The sequence below is a fragment of the Microcystis sp. BLCC-F210 genome, from assembly GCF_042134685.1.
Taxonomy (GTDB): Bacteria; Cyanobacteriota; Cyanobacteriia; order Cyanobacteriales; family Microcystaceae; genus Microcystis; species Microcystis aeruginosa_D.
The window spans coordinates 2,402,651-2,419,878 of record NZ_CP169647.1 but is presented as its reverse complement, the minus strand read 5'-3'; the positions used below and the strand labels follow the sequence as shown (position 1 = coordinate 2,419,878).

Annotated in this window: 18 protein-coding genes and 1 pseudogene; 12 read left to right on the top strand and 7 right to left on the bottom strand. The window is 42.2% G+C overall.

Annotated elements, in window-relative coordinates; all coding sequences use genetic code 11:
* The first annotated feature begins 454 nt into the window (after positions 1-454).
* Positions 455-1,504, top strand: coding sequence for an alpha/beta hydrolase (locus tag ACE3JL_RS11655; RefSeq protein ID WP_271991994.1), 1,050 nt, complete (start codon positions 455-457; stop codon positions 1,502-1,504).
* A gap of 393 nt (positions 1,505-1,897) precedes the next feature.
* On the opposite strand, the gene ACE3JL_RS11650 is transcribed toward ACE3JL_RS11655, so the two are convergent.
* A complete protein-coding gene (locus ACE3JL_RS11650; protein ID WP_375329533.1) occupies positions 1,898-2,875 on the bottom strand; it encodes an alpha/beta fold hydrolase in 978 nt (325 codons plus the stop codon).
* A gap of 346 nt (positions 2,876-3,221) precedes the next feature.
* Here ACE3JL_RS11650 and ACE3JL_RS11645 point away from each other — a divergent pair, with 346 nt between their 5' ends.
* Positions 3,222-4,076: a universal stress protein gene (locus ACE3JL_RS11645; RefSeq protein WP_271991996.1), complete on the top strand. Its 855-nt coding sequence runs from the start codon at positions 3,222-3,224 to the stop codon at positions 4,074-4,076.
* 3 nt (positions 4,077-4,079) lie between these two features.
* Here the strand turns inward: ACE3JL_RS11645 and ACE3JL_RS11640 are convergent, their stop codons facing one another.
* Positions 4,080-4,214, bottom strand: coding sequence for a hypothetical protein (locus tag ACE3JL_RS11640; protein WP_375329532.1), 135 nt, complete (start codon positions 4,212-4,214; stop codon positions 4,080-4,082).
* 19 nt (positions 4,215-4,233) lie between these two features.
* Positions 4,234-4,563 carry a site-specific integrase gene (locus ACE3JL_RS11635; protein WP_375329607.1) on the bottom strand — a complete coding sequence of 110 codons (330 nt, stop codon included), beginning with the start codon at positions 4,561-4,563 and terminating at the stop codon, positions 4,234-4,236.
* A 299-nt stretch (positions 4,564-4,862) separates the two neighbouring features.
* On the opposite strand from ACE3JL_RS11635, the gene ACE3JL_RS11630 reads away from it, so the two are divergent.
* The 8 genes from ACE3JL_RS11630 (at position 4,863) to ACE3JL_RS11595 (ending at position 8,613) form a co-directional block, all read left to right on the top strand.
* Complete coding sequence (locus tag ACE3JL_RS11630; protein ID WP_375329531.1) at positions 4,863-5,288, top strand: hypothetical protein; 426 nt, start codon at positions 4,863-4,865, stop codon at positions 5,286-5,288.
* A 188-nt stretch (positions 5,289-5,476) separates the two neighbouring features.
* Positions 5,477-5,752 carry a BrnT family toxin gene (locus ACE3JL_RS11625; RefSeq protein WP_375329530.1) on the top strand — a complete coding sequence of 92 codons (276 nt, stop codon included), beginning with the start codon at positions 5,477-5,479 and terminating at the stop codon, positions 5,750-5,752.
* The gene (locus tag ACE3JL_RS11620) at positions 5,721-5,987 is read left to right on the top strand and encodes a hypothetical protein (RefSeq protein WP_375329529.1); all 267 of its coding nucleotides are present in this window, start codon (positions 5,721-5,723) and stop codon (positions 5,985-5,987) included. The genes ACE3JL_RS11625 and ACE3JL_RS11620 overlap by 32 nt, the downstream gene beginning before the upstream one ends.
* 92 nt (positions 5,988-6,079) lie before the next feature.
* The gene (locus tag ACE3JL_RS11615; RefSeq protein ID WP_375329528.1) at positions 6,080-6,709 is read left to right on the top strand and encodes a hypothetical protein; all 630 of its coding nucleotides are present in this window, start codon (positions 6,080-6,082) and stop codon (positions 6,707-6,709) included.
* Positions 6,710-6,804: 95 nt separating this feature from the next.
* Positions 6,805-7,191 (top strand): hypothetical protein, encoded by a 387-nt coding sequence (locus ACE3JL_RS11610; protein ID WP_185241021.1) that lies wholly within the window; start codon positions 6,805-6,807, stop codon positions 7,189-7,191.
* Between the two features lie 120 nt (positions 7,192-7,311).
* Entirely contained in the window at positions 7,312-7,527 is a 216-nt protein-coding gene (locus ACE3JL_RS11605) for a hypothetical protein (RefSeq protein WP_036403432.1), read from the top strand.
* Complete coding sequence (locus ACE3JL_RS11600) at positions 7,520-7,957, top strand: aspartyl protease family protein (RefSeq protein ID WP_190357128.1); 438 nt, start codon at positions 7,520-7,522, stop codon at positions 7,955-7,957. Before ACE3JL_RS11605 ends, ACE3JL_RS11600 begins: the two co-directional genes overlap by 8 nt.
* A 380-nt stretch (positions 7,958-8,337) precedes the next feature.
* Positions 8,338-8,613 carry a hypothetical protein gene (locus tag ACE3JL_RS11595; protein ID WP_002753435.1) on the top strand — a complete coding sequence of 92 codons (276 nt, stop codon included), beginning with the start codon at positions 8,338-8,340 and terminating at the stop codon, positions 8,611-8,613.
* 970 nt (positions 8,614-9,583) lie between these two features.
* On the opposite strand, the gene ACE3JL_RS11590 is transcribed toward ACE3JL_RS11595, so the two are convergent.
* Complete coding sequence (locus ACE3JL_RS11590) at positions 9,584-11,794, bottom strand: hypothetical protein (RefSeq protein ID WP_375329527.1); 2,211 nt, start codon at positions 11,792-11,794, stop codon at positions 9,584-9,586.
* A 445-nt stretch (positions 11,795-12,239) separates the two neighbouring features.
* Positions 12,240-13,488, bottom strand: a pseudogene (locus tag ACE3JL_RS11585) (ISNCY family transposase).
* A gap of 579 nt (positions 13,489-14,067) precedes the next feature.
* Here ACE3JL_RS11585 and ACE3JL_RS11580 point away from each other — a divergent pair.
* Positions 14,068-14,280, top strand: a complete 213-nt coding sequence (locus ACE3JL_RS11580) for a hypothetical protein (protein ID WP_002744188.1) — start codon at positions 14,068-14,070, stop codon at positions 14,278-14,280.
* 2 nt (positions 14,281-14,282) lie between these two features.
* Positions 14,283-14,711 carry a type II toxin-antitoxin system VapC family toxin gene (locus ACE3JL_RS11575; protein ID WP_375329526.1) on the top strand — a complete coding sequence of 143 codons (429 nt, stop codon included), beginning with the start codon at positions 14,283-14,285 and terminating at the stop codon, positions 14,709-14,711.
* Positions 14,712-15,340: 629 nt separating this feature from the next.
* Here the strand turns inward: ACE3JL_RS11575 and ACE3JL_RS11570 are convergent.
* Both ACE3JL_RS11570 and ACE3JL_RS11565 read right to left on the bottom strand, forming a co-directional pair.
* Complete coding sequence (locus tag ACE3JL_RS11570) at positions 15,341-15,517, bottom strand: hypothetical protein (protein WP_002735384.1); 177 nt, start codon at positions 15,515-15,517, stop codon at positions 15,341-15,343.
* A 64-nt stretch (positions 15,518-15,581) separates the two neighbouring features.
* Complete coding sequence (locus tag ACE3JL_RS11565; RefSeq protein WP_375329525.1) at positions 15,582-17,114, bottom strand: NHLP bacteriocin system secretion protein; 1,533 nt, start codon at positions 17,112-17,114, stop codon at positions 15,582-15,584.
* Positions 17,115-17,228: the final 114 nt, after the last annotated feature.

The window sequence follows — 17,228 nt, the reverse complement described above, 5'->3', positions numbered from 1 at the left end:
CTTTGATGTTAACGGATTGATTAGCAGCAGTTCTCATTTTAAGGTTTCATGACATTAAAACCCTTGCACCTAGAGGGGTTAATAATTCTTAACGAATCTCTAGATCGCTGAAACAACGCAAAATCGTTTCAAAATGAGAATTGCTGATTGATTAGGGTTTGAGCGAACCCATTGGCGATCGCACTTTCGGCACTGTTCTACTTACCTTAAAGTTGGCAAAACTACCCGCGCAAAGGGGAAGTAAAATTGTTAAACAACCTGATGTGCAACTAAAAACTACAGAATCAAGGTTCCCGAGGATGCTTTATCTGTGCTAATTTCTGAGAGCCTTGTAAATCAAGACTAAAAATATAGTTGAACACGGGATTAGACAGGGAAAAGAGCAGGGGCAATGGGCTAAAGTGGTTTAGCCTATCCTGTTCCCAAAAAACCGAAGAAAATATGGAGATTTTGCATGACGACGATTTACTTTGCTACAAACCGCAACCTAGTTATCTCAAATGATTTAGAGGCGGGTTTTGACTTCGGGAGTACCTTTAGTCAGGATGGACTGGCTAACTTGCGTTTTGGAAAAGCCGAGGTAACGGGTGAGAACTTTTCTCAGTATCAAATCCAAGTTGCCCCAGAAAATCTGCTGGGTGATCCGCCCGTTTTGGGCAGTCAGGCGATCGCCTTGCAAGTCCGCAAACAGATGATCGAGAATGCCAAAGATACGCTGATCTTCATTCACGGCTTCAACGTTTCATTTCGTGCTGCTCTCACGGCTGCAGCTCAACTGCACCAAGTGTTGACTGCCAGAGACCCTGGCGATACCGAGCCTCCCCTCAAATTGAATATATGTTTGTTTTCCTGGCCTTCAGACGGTGCGCTTCTGTTTTCCGATCCGAGAGCCGCCAATGCGATCGCTTACAAGAATGATCGCCAAGATGCTGCCGCTTCTGGGGCGGCATTTGCCCGCGGCTTCCTCAAAGTTGCCGATTTCATTAATCAGACTGAGGCGCGGTGCCAACAGAGACTTCATCTCACTGCCCACAGCATGGGCAATTATGTATTGCGCCATGCTTTACAGGAATTGAGAAGACAAGTAAGCAACCAACTGCCCAGACTGTTCGATCAGGTTCTGATGATGGCAGCTGATGAGGATGATGATGCTTTCGATCTCGACTACAAATTGTTTTCTCTACCCCGCATCACGCGCCGGACAAGTGTCTATTTCAACCGCAACGACCTCGCTCTCTGGGCCAGTGATAAGCTTAAAGGCAATACCGCCCGTCTGGGGACAGATGGTCCAATCCAGCCTCGACAACTTCCTCGCAATGTCTATCCGATCGATTGTACCCGCGTGGTATCTAGTTTTACCGATCCTTCAGAGCATGGCTATTATCTGAATGTCCCCCGGGTTGTCAGGGATATGCGTCTAGTGCTACGCAATCAAATTCCCCCCGATGAAATTCCAGGTCGGAAGTACGTCGCTGAAACTAATCGCTATCGACTCCTAGAATGAGTCAGGTTTAATTTACTCCTCTAAAATGCAAACGCCTATCACAAAGGTTTTAAAGTGATTGGGAGATTTGACTTTATCTTAGCGTCAGCAGAAGTCCCATACTCCGCAGTCTAAGTGTCACAACTCATTGTTCGCTTAATTTTTTAAGGGAAGGGTTTTAAAATTGCTGTTACCTTTATACTGTATGCTTTTTAGCGAATAAGGTAGGTAGAACAGTGTCGAGAGTGCGATCTCCAATTGGCTCGCTCAAACCCCAATCAATTCGTTAACCTCAAAATGGTCTTTTTGTACTAACAAATATCCGAGTAGAACAATCAATGCGTTTGCTAGACTGCATTTAAGACAATTTACCAAATTTTCGGTTCGAGAAATTAGCGAACGGTGAGTAATTACTTAGCACACAGAGTTAATTTTGTCAAGCAAAATTTTGACCGCATCGATCATCACATCCGGTTGATCCATCCAGACAAAATGACTACTTTTATCCGCTTGTATTTCCAGAAAATCTCTGGATAACTTGCCTAATTCTAGGTGCATCTCCTCCCGGAGTCGGTTGGCACTTTTGAGGGGAATAAAGCGAGTCCAAAGGGAAGGTTTAAAAAAAGAATTAGCTTTTATACTAACTATCGGTAAATTACCGAAATTGTTAGCCTCACTCACCTGACGAGCGCTTTGATCGAGATTAAGCATTTCTCGACTCATAGTCATCCAGTGTTTAGCGCGACAGAAAGAACGCTTAACTCGATTACAAGAATCTGGGGAAAAGCGACGCAATTCTGGTTTTAATAATTCAAAAAATCCTAGAACCCTCAAAACTAGGATAATGCCTAAAATTGAGCCGATAATCGACATCAAAAATCCCGAGATGAAAAATAATTTTAATGCCTTTAATGCTGGCGACATTTTCAGCATTCCTTTGTCGTGTAAACCATCTGTGAGTACCAAACCTACTACTTTTTCTGGGAACAGATGAGCATACAGTCGAACATTATAACTGCCAAAAGAATCACCAACTAAAATATAAGGTGGTTCTATTTTTGCTTGGGTTAGTAATTTATCTAATTCCTGAACAATTTGGTAGCTAGTCCGGGGATATGGACTAGAATCGCTCCAACCATAACCCGCTCGATCATAAATACAAACCCTAGCTAATTGTGATAATTCTTCTATCAAAAAGTATCCCTCAATTCCTCCTAAACTATGGTCAATAATAATAGTGGGATTAGCCTCTCCCGCTAGACAAAAATGTAGGCGATATTTACCCAGATTAACCAAATTACCCGGCGGTGCTTTTTGTTCTTCTAACCAAACAGATAGCGCCTGATAAATTGTCGTCGCTACTAGGATAATTACCCGAATTGATAAAGACATAACTACACCTCTTGTAAAAATAAAAATTCTCGTGGTTGCTGGAGAATTAAGAATGAATAATCATCAATTCAATGGTCGATTTAGCTGTGATTAAAAGAGAGCGCCAGCATTGCAGGCAAAATATAATACAAATGAACGCTTGATCCGATGATTTTGAGCCAAGTATTTCTAGTCAATTAAGCATAAATACTTAAAATGCCCTTAAATGCGAGCTGCTACGCAGTGCCTTCGGCATCGCATGAAGCTAAGAAAAAGCGCTTAATAAGTTGTTAAATTTCGGGAACAACATTAGCAGTATGCTGAAAATTAGCGAAAACCATTAAGATCATAGACCGAGTTTAATCTTATGCTAGAGAAAATACTATACGCTGATTCCGGCGCAGGTCAAACCCAAGAAATGCTACAAGCATTGATGGATCTCCCGGCTATCCGGAAAGCGTCGATTACCATTCTCCGGGTTGTTCCCCCTCAGATTACCACCGAAGCTCTGGCCAGTAAATGGGAAGAGGGAACCCAAATGCTGACTAAAATCCTGCAAGAAGTCAAAATTGAACCGAGCAAAGTCTCCACGATTCTGCGGCAAGGGGATCCCAAAGATACCGTCTGTCAAGTTGCCGACGAAATCGGGGCCGATTTGATCCTGATGGGTTCCCGAGGACTGAAGCGACTGGAGGCAATTCTAGAAAATTCCGTCAGTCAATACGTCTTTCAACTGACTAATCACCCGATGTTATTGGTAAAAGACGATATTTACGTCAAAAAAATCAAAAAGGTGATGGTAGCTCTCGACAAGTCTAGCTCGGCTGATTTAGCTCTCGATCTGGCTATTCATCTCCTGCGGGATTATCCTTCAGCAGAGTTAATTCTGGCCCGCGTCAACCCCGACTTAAAACCAGAATTTGCCCCCACTTCCGCCAAAGAAATGGAAGAAAACCCGATTTTAGGGCCAGCAGTAGCAAAAGTGAAACGGATGAATATACCCTATCGCTGTCTGGTGACGGGGGGTAAACCGGGGGAACAACTGTGCAAACTCGTCGATGATTATAATGTGGATCTCTTACTGTTGGGGTCGCCCGATCGCCGTCCTTCCGTGGCTAAGAGTTTACCAGATCTCGATCGCCTTCTCGGTACTTCCCTCTCGGATTATGTGCGGGTTAATGTCAATTGTCCCGTCCTTTTAGCCAGAAAAGAAGGGATTTAGCCCCTATTGGGTGTAGGCAGCTAAGTCTTGACTCATTTGATTTAAGTTGCTGGCAATGGCTTTCATCGTCATAAAAGCCGAGCTAAAGGCGATTAGCTCATTTAAGGGATAACTTCGACTCTCAACCCGCAAGCTCATTAACTGCTTCTCAAGAGATTCAATTTCTTGGATGAGCAATCCTAACTTTGGTGGGTTGAGAATTACCTGGGCAGCGATCGCGGTTTGTTATGCGATCGCTAAAATCATCAGCCATTTTTACTTCTTTGGTGAGGACGGTGGGCAGACGTTTGGAGCGCTTTTCCCGTAAATATGCACCGATATTTTCCAGTTCAATTTTAAGAACTTCTCGATAAAGGAAGAGGATGGCGTTGAGGGCTTGGTTTTGGGTAGCGACGGCAACGTTTTTATCAACGGCAAGATGGCTCAAAAAGGACTTGATCTCTTCTTTTCCCATCTCACGGGGATGTTTTTTCTGGTGGAAGAGCAGATAACGCTTAATCCAGTCCAGATATGTTTGTTCGGTGCGGTAGGAGTAATGCGGTAGGGCGGATCGTCTCTCGCACTACCCCCAGGAGTTTTCGGGGTGGGGGAGGGTTCATAAAAGAGTACGCTAATCGGCATAACACGCTTATCGTAATATTATACGGAAAACTTCTCGCGATCGCTCCATTTGAGCGTAATATACGGAAAGATTCTTAAAAAAATGTGTATTTGGCGTAATATACGGAAAATTTCCGCATAATATATAGTTAGACTCCCTAAAAAACTTTTTACCGGAGAAGCAAAATGAGTGGAGAAAAGAGCAAACCTATCCTTGTCGGTGGTGGTGGTGCTGGTATTACTGGTGCTGATGCTATTGTTGCTGGTAATATGCACGCAGTAACGCCGGGTCTTTCTGTTGCTGGTAATATGCACGCAGTAACGCCGGGTTTTTTTGTACTAGGCGTTGTTGCAGGTACTGTTGGTGCCATTGCAGAGTTTTTATCCAGTGCCTCCCAGAATGTATCTGTTACCGATGATGATGCTCAAAATATTGCGGCTATCATTAGAGCAGGGAAAGAGAACAATGTGGAAGAATTTGAGATAGAATTAAACAAGGAAATAGTTCAAGGTCTCGATTTAAAGGGTTTGGAAACCAGTCAAAACGTAAATGTAACACTGGGACAAAAAGGAAAAAGTAGTTATAAACTTAAAATAAAGTACAAGAAGTAATTTAGATAGTATGATCGCCGATCTTGTAGGGTGCGTCCCACGCACCTTTCACTTTTGAAAACACGGCTCTCCTAGACTGGTTATAGCAAATTAGGAGCTTAAGTGAGTTTAACCCCTTAAATAGCATGGAATCCAACAAATTTGATGCTAAACTTGAGTTTTGAAGTGGAGTAGCAAGTGTTGTTTAGATGCAATTTGAATGGAATCCAGACAAAGCAAACTCAAACTTGAAAAAGCATGGTGTTTCATTCAACGAGGCATCTACTGTCTTCAACGATCCTTTATCTATAACATTCCCTGACCCAGATCATTCCTATAGTGAGGAGCGTTACGTTATTATTGGGGTATCCAGTGCTAGTCGAATCCTAATAGTCTCTCATACAGATCGAGCAGATCGAGTTCGGATTATTAGCGCACGAGAGGCAACCCGAAATGAGCGGAGGTTTTATGAAGATGGAGAGTAACCACGAGCTAGAAGACGACTTAAGGCTTGAGTATGACTTTAGCAAGATGCAGGGCGGTGTTAGAGGAAAATATGTCGAGCGCTACAGGGCAGGAACGAATGTAGTATTACTCGATCCAGATGTTGCTCGGGCATTTCCAACAAGTGACTCGGTTAATGAGGCACTTCGACTACTCATGCAAATCGCCCAAAGGCAGAAGTCTAACAATGCGTTGGAGCCGACTTCTCAAATGTGATCTTCAAAAGTCAAAACTTAATTGCGGCGGCTCAACTTACTGCCGTTAGACTTCAAGAAGTTTAAGAAATTTAATTCAATTAATTCAATCACATGAAAACGTCAAAATTCACGATTTTTCTAGTTTTTGTTGGAACTGCAATAAATTTGAGTTTCTGTGGTAATGAAGTTTCTGCACGAGAATTTAAGTTACCTAGAGGTAGAGCATCACAAACAGTAATCAATTCTGAACAAAAATTTAAGTTACCTAGAGGTAGAGCATCACAAACAGTAATCAATTCTGAGAGAAGCACTACAACAACCCCCAAGAAGGATACTTCCAATTCTAGTAATCGGGCTAGAACCACTTCCAATAATCGGGCTAGAACCCCACGTTTATCACAAGAACAATGTGCCTATTACGACATGGAAATAAGAATGTATTTTGTGAACAATAGACCATCAGAACCTTCTACTGCTCAGAGTTGGGAAAATTGGCGCAATACTCTTGAAGAAACCTTAGGAAGATTCTCTGAGAAATATCCAGAGTGTAAAACAGTTCCGGGGCAAGTTAGTGACTCCCATTTAAGACAGTCCCAACAGCAACAACTGGAAATGCAAAGAGATTCCCAAAGAAGAGGGCATGAACTAAAACAATGGTGCTACCAAGGATATGCTGACGCTTGTAGAGAAATTGGTGATAGTGCGATCGTCGATCTTGTAGGGTGCGTTAATGAAATGTAACGGTGCGATCTACGTCATTCTACTATAGTAAAAGGATTTTATTGCTATGCTAGAGATTAAGTGTCAGCAGTTATCATAGATAGGCGGTTCATATCGTGGACATTGTAATTGAGTCAACGAGCGGATTTGAAAAGGATCTTGACCAACTGGGCAAAGACGACAAAGCTATAACAGTCAAAAAAATCAATGATTGTGCCAGTCTATTCCCAACTCAAAAAAAGCACGTTTATCGTAAGCTTCATCGCTTCCCTCTGTTATCAGGACTAAATGGATATGAATCTTCTCTGTACACGTTGAAGGTTTCGCAAAAGCTAAGGGTGATTTTAGCGATCGACGAAGATCCTATTTTTGGACAAGTTATATTTACCCTTTTTCGAGTAGTGAAGTGTGATGACCTTGCCAAAACATATCAAAGCATTGCAAAGTCTCTGTACCAAGAAATATCCCATCATCATGATCGAGAAATAGCTCAACTCTCATAATTTTTTTATGGTACAAACTCCGCCGATTCAAAAATGAAACGCATCAGGTACAATCAGCTAATACCGCTGCCCCGGACTGGAGCGACTACAATAGAAAAGTAACCCTAGCTTCACGAGTATATGGTTTCATCAAAATTAATCGCGACATTAAGAGAACTGAGCCGCTCAGACAAGTTTTACATTATGCAGTTTCTGATCTCTGAGCTAGCCCAGCAGGAAACCGAGCTAATTAAGCCTGAACAAGCTTATCCAGTATGGTCTCCCTATGGCGCGGATGAGGCTGCGGATACAATGTTAAAAGCGCTACAGGCTACCAAAGCTCAAAACCATGCCTAACACCGAGCGGTATCCATTTCTTGCTGGCGATGCCACTTTAGGTGAAGCTAGTTTTCGCCCCTACTTGCCATTCACCCTGGTTCATCAACAGGTTTCTATTGCAGCATCCGGACTGCTGGACACTGGTGCAAGTGTTAATGTGCTGCCGTATTCAATAGGGGTCGAGCTTGGGTACAATTGGGAACGACAAACAACAGCACTGAGTTTGACAGGAAATTTGGCTCAGTACGAGGCGCGTGTCGTGCTTGCCCAAGCCGTCGTTGGGCAGTTTGAGCCTATTCAACTGGTTTTTGCTTGGACACAGGCTACAAATGTTCCGCTCATTCTGGGGCAGGTGAATTTTTTTATGGAGTTCGATGTTTGTTTCTACCGTTCACAGCTAGAGTTTGCAGTTAGCCCTAAAGTTAGCCCTAAAGCTCTTTTGGAGTAGGTTGTTGATGTTCTTGCCAGCCACCTAACACTGCGTGGCAGCGGACGAAAGCTGCTGGTGCTGAGTTAGAGGTTATCTGCCGCCGCTGCACTTCACCGTTAGACAGCCGCAAAAACTTATTGAACAGACATAGGAGAGAAACTCATGAGTTCAAGCTGAGCAACAAGAACCACATCATGTCCAGTATCAATTAGAAATCTCGCAGTGATTGCGTAAACGTCTCAGCAGTTCTCATTTTAAGGTTTCATGACATTAAAACCCTTGCACCTAGAGGGGTTAATAATTCTTAACGAATCTCTAGATCGCTGAAACAACGCAAAATCGTTTCAAAATGAGAATTGCTGGGTTAAAATGGAGAAGGCAGTCAATGGGGCAAGGCTATGACAGTTCGGCAAAGGCGTTACAGCAAAGAGGAGATGGCTCGTCGGGGGAAAGAACTCTACGAGTCTGGCATTCGGCAGCAAGTCGAAGCGGGTAATGAGGGTAAAATTATCGCGATCGACATCGAAACCGGAGATTTTGAGGTTGATGAAACGGTCGTAGCTGCAACCAATCGGCTATTTGAGCGTAACCCTGATGCCCAGCCTTTTGGAATTCGGATTGGACACCGTGCCGTGTATCACTTTGGTTCGCGGAGCTTAAATAAGAATTCATGATACGCGGAGTTGTGAATTTGCGCCGTGAAGCTACACTTTCCCTTGTAGCCGTAGGGTGCGTTCCCTAATGCAAGTCCTACTGTTCCACCAATAGATTTTGGGGAACGCACCATGCACATTGATTGAAGCTGATTTTTCTTGGTATATTGGCAAAACGCGGTTAACTTGAGTTTCAGTCTGTCCAATTTGTCACCTTTAGAGAGGTTAGATTGTCGATGGAAAGTAGCGATCGCGTAGTCTGGCGCTATGCTCAAGAACACGAGATATTGAGTTAGATTCAGGAACGGAGGTACTGGCAAACTGTAATTGCGGGCTTGATTCGATCCGCTATAATTAAGAAACTATCCTTTGTCTACAAGGGGTACACCACACCTTTCCGAGTTGATGGGACTAAGACGGCAGACTAACACGACTATCGAAAGATAGTCCGCTGTGTGGGCAATCGGGTTAATCCTTAGTCCCTGATCTCCACTGTTATCTTTCCTGCAAAGGGAGAGCAATGCCGGTTCACTCGATCCGGAGGAAGACAGTGTTAAAGGGAAGTAAGCTCAACGGCAACGGGCAGCGCAAATCAAACCAGTCACTTCAGTCTTTTTGCCAAAGGCTAAAGGTGAGTATCAAGCGTCTAGATAAAACTTCTCGATCTTATTATCGAAGATTTAGATTAGTTATTAGGCGTTTTTTACCCTTCTTACAGGCTATCGCTGCACTCATTGCAATCGCTAAATCTCTAGGGTTCTTGTAACCCAATCTAAGTTCGTAAGGCAAGGGAGAGATGTTTCTCAATCTTGCCTTTAACGTTAGTAGAGGAAGTGCGATCGCTGATCTTGTAGGGTGCGTTACGGCGAATTATTAATTTTGGTTTTTTGACTAAATTGATAGCCGCCTAACGCACCCTACACTCTACACTCTACTGAATATACAGCCCTGAGAGCAGAAATCCTTCAGGCTGATAATATTTGCCTATTACCTATTGGGTGTAGGCAGGTAAGTCTTGACTCATTTGATTTAAGTTGCTGGCAATGGCTTTCATCGTCATAAAAGCCGAGCTAAAGGCGATTAGCTCATTTAAGGGATAACTTCGACTTTCAACCCGCAAGCTCAGTAACTGCTTCTCAAGAGATTCAATTTCTTGGATGAGCAATCCTAACTTTGGTGGGTTGAGAATGACCTGGGAAGCGATCGCCTCAGCCATTTCATCAAAAGCGATCGCGGTCTGTTGTGCGATCGCTTGTAATTCAGGTAAAAACTTTTGTCGTATCGGTTCAGGAAGCGGTTGCTGTAGCCCATCTTGTAAAGCATCCAATTGAGCCCAGAGTTTTTGTTCGTAGCCGATAGAAAAATTCCAAAAATTTTGGTGTTTGGTTGCTAAAACTGTGGAAATTTGTTCGAGACTGGCAATCTTAACCGAGGCTGGATGTTGGGCGATCGCCACTGTGATTGCCTGCTTCAGTTGGGCGATATCTGACGGTGGTATCCTATCCTGAAAATAGCCTGTCAGCAGTTTTTGATATAGCTGTCCCATTTTCTTAAAAGTCACAGAAAAATCTGTTTCCAGTTGATTTGTAGCCGATTTTGTCATAAATACAGTGGTCAGCAACACCCCCAGAAACGCACCTACGGGAACTGAAATCAGTGCAGCCCAAATTCCTTGCTCGAAAAAAGGAAAAATATCCTTCCCGATGGCATCGGCTGCTACAATCGCACCGATGCGAGCGATGGGCGTAAACCCCAGCCAAGCACAACTAAAGTAGGCGAAAAAATAAGCCAGACTGCTACTAAAAGGATTATAACCAAAGGACTTGACCAACAGGTAAATACAGAGAATCGTCAAACTCAAGGAAACAGTAGCCGCCCAACCGATTGCGATCGCTCGCCCCCTTGTCGGTTGAATGACAGTGACCACTGCACCTATGATCACAATATCTGCCACTTTTTCGTAAGCAGAAGGATAGGGAAACTCGATGTGACGAATAATAGCCAGTAACAAACCAATAACCACGCCAAGACTGACAATTTCTCTCAGGCGTTTTAGGGGTATAGGGGCCCATTTGGGAAAGGTAATCAGGTGTCTTCGCCTGAAAGTTGCAGCTACTTTGGTTTTATCGATTATCCTGCCTCCTAATCCCTCGCATTGTTGGATAAATCGAGATACAAGTTGAATAAATTGATAAAACTGTAGTGATTCTTGAACATCATACCGGTCAATCTCTCCACTTGTTCGGAGATGATCAAGTTTACCCCCAATATTCGCTAAATCTTCTTCTAATTCTGTCAGGTAAGGGGTAGCTAAGATTTTTTGGCCGTTACTCAGATCCCTCAAGCTATCAAAGCTGTCGGTAAGATGAATCGCCAATTGGTTTAATTCCGCCCTGAAGTGACGCACTAAATTTTGTTCATGCTTTTCGCCCTTAAAAGCCATCAGATCAGCTAATTGTCGAGTCAATTGGTTCTGAATTGCCAAGATTTCACTCCAATTTTCTGCCACCAATATCTCACTACCGAATTCATGGGTTGCTTTTGTGAGCATTGAAAGGCTAGTTTGTGTTGATTTTTTAATCTGATTGAATAAGTTAAGCTCGTTCTGCTCAATAGAAAGAGGATAATCCCGCTCGTCGCCATCAGTTTTTAAGTAGCGATCGAGGATTTTTTGGAACAAGCGCGGTATATCTTGAAGGATTCCCATCAAGTTCCGGTTGAGATCGGATCGAGTATTCTGGGGCCAAAATAGTAAGGCCACAGCAATTCCCACAGCGATTCCGATCCAGTTATCGATCAGGCGCGATCGCAAATAGAGCCAGATATTTTGTTGTGCTGATGTTCCTACCACTCTCATGGCAATTAAAGCGCCCAGTAGTGTGGCTTGGGAATAAGCGGCTTGCCATCGGTAAGTTTCACAGATCAGGGCGGCTAAAATGTAGGTGAGAGAGGGAATGACAAAAAAACTTGAGCCTTGGATTCCGTAGGCGTTCACCAGGATAGCCGCAATGATTCCCCCCAAAGCACTTCCCCCCAAACGCCCCAAACCTGCGGCGATCGCACCTCCCATGGATGGCTCAATCAGTACAGATACATAGCCAAAGACGGGATAGACAAAGTTGTCTAATACATTTCCTCGGTGCCAAAAGAAACTCGTTAAGAGAGCAGCACCCAAGGAAAATTTCAATCCCTGTCTGATCATTAGCCCGTTTTTACTGTCCAAGGTATCTCTATATCCTTTTTCGACTTACTCATTTTACCCATTAATCGCTCGCTCAATCCCATATAAAATCTGTGCCAAAAACGTCACCAACCAAAACCAAAAACAGCAATTCTCATTTTGAAAAAAATCAGATAAAATTCTCTTATTTAAATAGAGAACTTGTGTAGAAGCATTATTTTTTGACAGATAATTATCATCCAACGCTGGAGATATACAGGTTTTAAGAACTTTGTCCACGAAAAATCGATTTCAACTCATAAATCTGGATGAAATTCTAACAAAATTTTTAGTTTTTTTATAAACAATTTTCTTTTTCTCCTTCAAGAGTTCTGACATTTTCAACTAGAATTTACTTTTTTAAATGGGACATATTCGGTTAGAATAAATGAGAAAAATTCCGACCAATTCTTAAACCAAATAAATTTTAATAGGGTACGAATATCATTAAAGAAAGAAGTCCTAGTTACTAATAGCTCACGAATCTTTTGATAGGTGTAATTAACTAAATCCAACACGGTATGAAATAAAAAAGCTAGTAAATTTAAAGACAATAAGAACTCGCACAAATGATTCTGACCGTGACCAAAGTTATGCTCTAAATTATAACCGTGATTTTTAAGAACGTTATTGCCTTCATTTTCAACTTTCCATCTGCTACGTCCAGCTTTGACAATTTCTTCGACATTATTTTCCGTGATTTTATGATTAGTTATCCAATTATTTTGGTAGATAGTTTTCTGGGTTTTTTCATTGATAACAGTCACTTCACACCAATTAACTTCGAGACTTGAGTCCCCCTCTCTTAAGGGAACTCTAGAAGCATAACGATAACGATAAATTAGATTTTTTCGTCCATCCCATTGTTTCTTTTCAACGGTCCTAACTTCGCCACTTTTTTCTAAAAATTCTAGCCATTCATATAAAGTTTTATGCGACGTTTCCAAACAAACAAAAATAAAATTATAACCTTGTTTTATCGCTAATTCACAAACAGGTTCGTGAGAATATAAGTCGTCTCCTAAAAGAGTTACAGGATAACCATACTTATTTTTATGATTCCTATTTAACCATCTTTTAACGGCCGCATTTTCACAGTCTTGTTTTTGATGTCCATCTTGTTTTTTAATGAATTCTGGCTCTAAATTAATTACTTGTTTTTGCTTAGGAGAAACTACTATCGGTGTGACACAGCCATGAAAATAAGTTGTAGTTCCATTTCGATGATTACGACAGTTACAATGAGGGCAATTAATTTTCTTGGATGAGAAATATTCTGTGCCATCTAACGCCACTAATATTTCTCCATCTAAGTAGAGAAACTTTTTCAAAACTCCCTTTTCTTTTAACCATTCATAGACTTTTTGAAAAGTCCTAGAGATATTAGATGCTGGCACTGGATCTAGCAAATTTCTTATTTGATTATCCCCAGGAATTTTTTTAATTGAAAATAAACTTTCAGCATTATCTTTTCCCTTATTGCTTTTCATTAAACGTTGATGGTCTAAAAAAGACGGCGACTGAGTAAAAAAGACTGAAAATGCAGCCATCACGGCATCTTTTATCTCATATTTTCTATTATTTCCAGGTTTCCTCTCATCGGGTAAATCATCTAATTCTTGATGTAAAAATTGCATTAATTCCGAAATTTCTAGGGTTGCCGCTTTTTGAGCCATCTTGGAATAATTTGACGTGCTGGTGGATTTCTATCTCACCCATTTTACCTTAGCTGACAATAATTATAAATTTTTATTTCCCTTGAATTCTCTAAGTACCTAAGCAAAATTAATTACACATATCTAACCCCCTCTTGCCTTTTGCCTCTTGCCTTTTGCCTATCTTTACTAGGAAATTAATTTTGCACGACTACTTATTCTAAAAACAGAACTATCTTCCTGATTTAACCCCGTTCGTTCTCAGCCAACCTCTTTGATTGCTTGAGTATTTATACTTAATTTGTCTAGCCAATTGTTTTTTTTATTGTTCGCCTCTTCTAGAAAATAGTTGCTTTGTACTATATTTTCCCTGCCAAAATCGGGGTTAATGCTCTATTTATTTCAAAATGAGAATTGCTGAACCAAAAATAGATTGTTGGTGCGGTCGCAACGCGCTCGCTACGCGAGATCGCCTATCTTGTTGGCTGCATTAGTGAATTACAACACACCTTATTTTTGTTTATATTGACATTGACTTGGACACAGATACAATTTTTTAGTTAGACTACAGAGTAATAACTTTCAATCTGGGAGAAGCCCATGCTAGACACAGCAACACTTGAGCAGCGCTTGATAACCCTTGAGCAAGTAGTTTTTGATCTTCAACATAAATTTGAAAGTCAGTCTAGCTCCGACAATTGGCTTGATAAACTCATAGGTTCAATCTCTGATGACTCAGCTTTTCTTGAAGCTCTAGAGTATGGACGTGCATTTCGACAGTCAGACAAACCTAATGATGACGCTGACAAATAATCGTGAAATATTTGCTCGATACCGACCACATCAGCTTTCTACAGCGCCGTTCCAATTCAGAGTTTATTCGATTAACTTTGCGGATGTCACAACATTCGCTCTCTGACTTTGCTTTATCAGTTATTAGTTTTCATGAGCAAGTAATAGGCGCTCATAGCTTTATCAATCGCGCCCAAACAAATACTGATATCGCTCGTGGATATACGCTGTTGTTAGAAACTCTCAACAGTTTTGCAAAGGCTCCAGTTTTACCATTTGATGCTAAGGTGATCGCCATATTTGACGAGATGCGAAGTCAGAAAGTTCGTGTATCTACAATGGACTTGAGAATTGCTGCGATCGCCATTTCTAACAACTTGGTATTACTTACCCGAAATACTGGCGACTTCAGTAAAATTCCGAGATTAATAACCGAAGATTGGACGGTGTAGGGCAAACTCACGGTAATAGCGATCGCCTTTAGAAACTGAGGAGGCTGACTATGGATCAAGATTCCTAAGACAAAGGCTGCGGCGATAATCCACCCCTTAAACCACCAAGTCCACCATCAAGGGACTTGCGCTTTGATAATGTACCTTTTGGGCGAACGCAGTTCGCCCCTACATTGTGGACAAAATCCGTTACTGTAGGGGCGCAATGCTTGCGCCCTCCGATCGCTCAGGTTTGCTGATCACCCTAAGTAGGGGGAGAGCCTTCGAGATGTTAGGGACTTGCGCTTTGATAATGTGCCATCTGGCTGGTCTGGTTTTTCTACGGAGCGATTTTCTGGCTGGGATATTATTTATTTCTACGCCAGTCCCTAACCGTTTATTCTAGTCCAGTCGTTGTTTCTTTAAGCTACTTGCGGTCGCAACGCGCTCGCTACGCCAGATCGCCTGATGGGGTGACAAGCGGCTTGAAAATGAGACAGGGGGTAGGAGGTTTCTCCTGAAACACCGAACCCAACAGACAATCCCCCAATCCAAAATCCCCTGATCAATAGACTTCTCCAATAACTGTGAAAATAAGGGCTAAAGCTCTTACTACAGGCCGATCAAAAATCTTTTTTAGAGATGTCTATTTACCCATTAATCGCTCGCTCAATCCCATATAAAATCAGTGCCAAAAATGTCACCAACCAAAACCAAAGCTGAGGAGGCTCACTATGGATCAAGATGACTAAGACAAAGGCTGCGGCAATAATCCACCACTTAAACCACCAAGTCCACCATTGAGAACGTCTTTTCGGATTTTCCATATTAGGTTTAACCGTTTATTCTAGTCGTTGTTTCTTTCAGCTACTTACGCTCGCAAGATTGTGGTTAACGGTCGTACACCCCTGTAACCCAGCGAAAAGCAGGGGTTATGTAACTCACTAAAGAACGCTCTTCTACCACAGCATGGACATCTGCGGTGGTCCCGTTGGTAATTCTTTGGGGCGCTCCCTTAGCTTGAGTCCAGTAAAAACCACTCGGTGTATTCCGATCGACCTTCAGCGCTAAAGTGGCTTTGATAACACTTGCATTCACGGGTATAGGCTTATCGCGATCGTCTTCATCCCTACCCAGAAACAGCTTGCTGGCCAGTTCATTACTTCCCACTATATTTGCCAGTTCTGCCACAGTTACCGGCTGCTGATCGACGGAAACGACCTTAGCGACGATACCCCCATAGCGTTCGCGATCATAGAGATCGGGAACGACTTCTACTTCCTGGCCCGGTTCTAATCGTTTGGCATCACCGCTCTTAAACAAAGCTACCACGTTGGTCTTGGCCTTTAGATTAGAGACTTCTAACGTACCTATGCGTCCCCCCGGAGCCAGAACTTCCCCCGGATTAACAGATAAGTCTAAAATCTGGCCGTTGTACAGACTCACTACATTTTTGTTGGCTTGAATGGTGGTTTTTAAGGTATTAATCTCTCGTTGCTGGTCAGCGATCGCATTGTAACGAAGAATATCACTGGCTGTATCTTGCAGGTCTATTTGCCGTTTTTCTGTGTTTAGTATATTATTCTGGGCTGTCAATGCGTTCATCTGCGCTCGCAGGCTTTCATCAACCCCCTTAAGGCGATCGAGTTCTATTTGGACGCGATTGATACTATTAGAAGCCTCTAGATTATTGAACTGAAATAAATAGGAGGGAAAATCTAGCTTGGCTACGGCTCCTTCTTCGATAAGTTTATCGTAGGCGGCCAGTCTTTCATCCGTTGAGTTCTGGAAATTTTTAAGATATCGAGCATGGGAGAGATAGGCTTCTCGCTGTTTTTGATTACTGGCTAATTGAACTTGAAGTGCTTTAATCTGAAGCTGATTGGCCTTTTGCTGGCGCTCTATTGAGGCTGCATTCAATTGACGACGACTGACTTCAATAGAGTCAACTCTTTTATCCTGCTGCTTGAGATCTGCTAGTCTATCCTTTTTATCCCTTAATTCTGTTTCCAATTCAGGAAACTCTAAAGTTGCCAGTAATTGCCCTTTTTTGACAGAATCTCCGGGTTGAATCAGGAGGGTTAACACCCGCCCACCTTGACGGGGTTCGATATTAACAATAGAACGAGGAATCAAAATGACCGCTCGTCCTTGAATAGGAGTCGGAATCTTGCCAACTATCGCCCAATAACTCAGTCCTCCAAGCAAAAGACCCACAGGCATTAAGCGCAGGATTATCTCCCCTAATCTTCCTGTTGGCTCCGAATATTTAAACGTTTTTTCCGCATCAATTTTAGGATCAATTCCCGTTTTTATTTGATTATTATCCTGATGTTCTATTCTAGCCTGCGTTGTTTTCTTCGCACCCATATCTGGCTGCTGATGATTCTGATCAGACATAGATTCGGCTTGATTTTTTGCCATTGTAATGAGTAAAAATCACTTAATTTGTAACATGATAAACATTCAGAGAATATTACTTTAGACTAGGAAAATCCCCTGAAAAAATCGCTCAAGCTATTTTTGACATAAGATAAC

Coding starts and splice junctions, on each gene's coding strand:
- ACE3JL_RS11655 (WP_271991994.1), top strand. CDS start 455: ATGACGACGATTTACTTTGCTACAAACCGCAACCTAGTTATCTCAAAT.
- ACE3JL_RS11650 (WP_375329533.1), bottom strand. CDS start 2,875: ATGTCTTTATCAATTCGGGTAATTATCCTAGTAGCGACGACAATTTAT.
- ACE3JL_RS11645 (WP_271991996.1), top strand. CDS start 3,222: ATGCTAGAGAAAATACTATACGCTGATTCCGGCGCAGGTCAAACCCAA.
- ACE3JL_RS11640 (WP_375329532.1), bottom strand. CDS start 4,214: ATGAGCTTGCGGGTTGAGAGTCGAAGTTATCCCTTAAATGAGCTAATC.
- ACE3JL_RS11630 (WP_375329531.1), top strand. CDS start 4,863: ATGAGTGGAGAAAAGAGCAAACCTATCCTTGTCGGTGGTGGTGGTGCT.
- ACE3JL_RS11625 (WP_375329530.1), top strand. CDS start 5,477: ATGCAATTTGAATGGAATCCAGACAAAGCAAACTCAAACTTGAAAAAG.
- ACE3JL_RS11620 (WP_375329529.1), top strand. CDS start 5,721: ATGAGCGGAGGTTTTATGAAGATGGAGAGTAACCACGAGCTAGAAGAC.
- ACE3JL_RS11615 (WP_375329528.1), top strand. CDS start 6,080: ATGAAAACGTCAAAATTCACGATTTTTCTAGTTTTTGTTGGAACTGCA.
- ACE3JL_RS11605 (WP_036403432.1), top strand. CDS start 7,312: ATGGTTTCATCAAAATTAATCGCGACATTAAGAGAACTGAGCCGCTCA.
- ACE3JL_RS11600 (WP_190357128.1), top strand. CDS start 7,520: ATGCCTAACACCGAGCGGTATCCATTTCTTGCTGGCGATGCCACTTTA.
- ACE3JL_RS11595 (WP_002753435.1), top strand. CDS start 8,338: ATGACAGTTCGGCAAAGGCGTTACAGCAAAGAGGAGATGGCTCGTCGG.
- ACE3JL_RS11590 (WP_375329527.1), bottom strand. CDS start 11,794: ATGATCAGACAGGGATTGAAATTTTCCTTGGGTGCTGCTCTCTTAACG.
- ACE3JL_RS11580 (WP_002744188.1), top strand. CDS start 14,068: ATGCTAGACACAGCAACACTTGAGCAGCGCTTGATAACCCTTGAGCAA.
- ACE3JL_RS11570 (WP_002735384.1), bottom strand. CDS start 15,517: ATGGAAAATCCGAAAAGACGTTCTCAATGGTGGACTTGGTGGTTTAAG.
- ACE3JL_RS11565 (WP_375329525.1), bottom strand. CDS start 17,114: ATGGCAAAAAATCAAGCCGAATCTATGTCTGATCAGAATCATCAGCAG.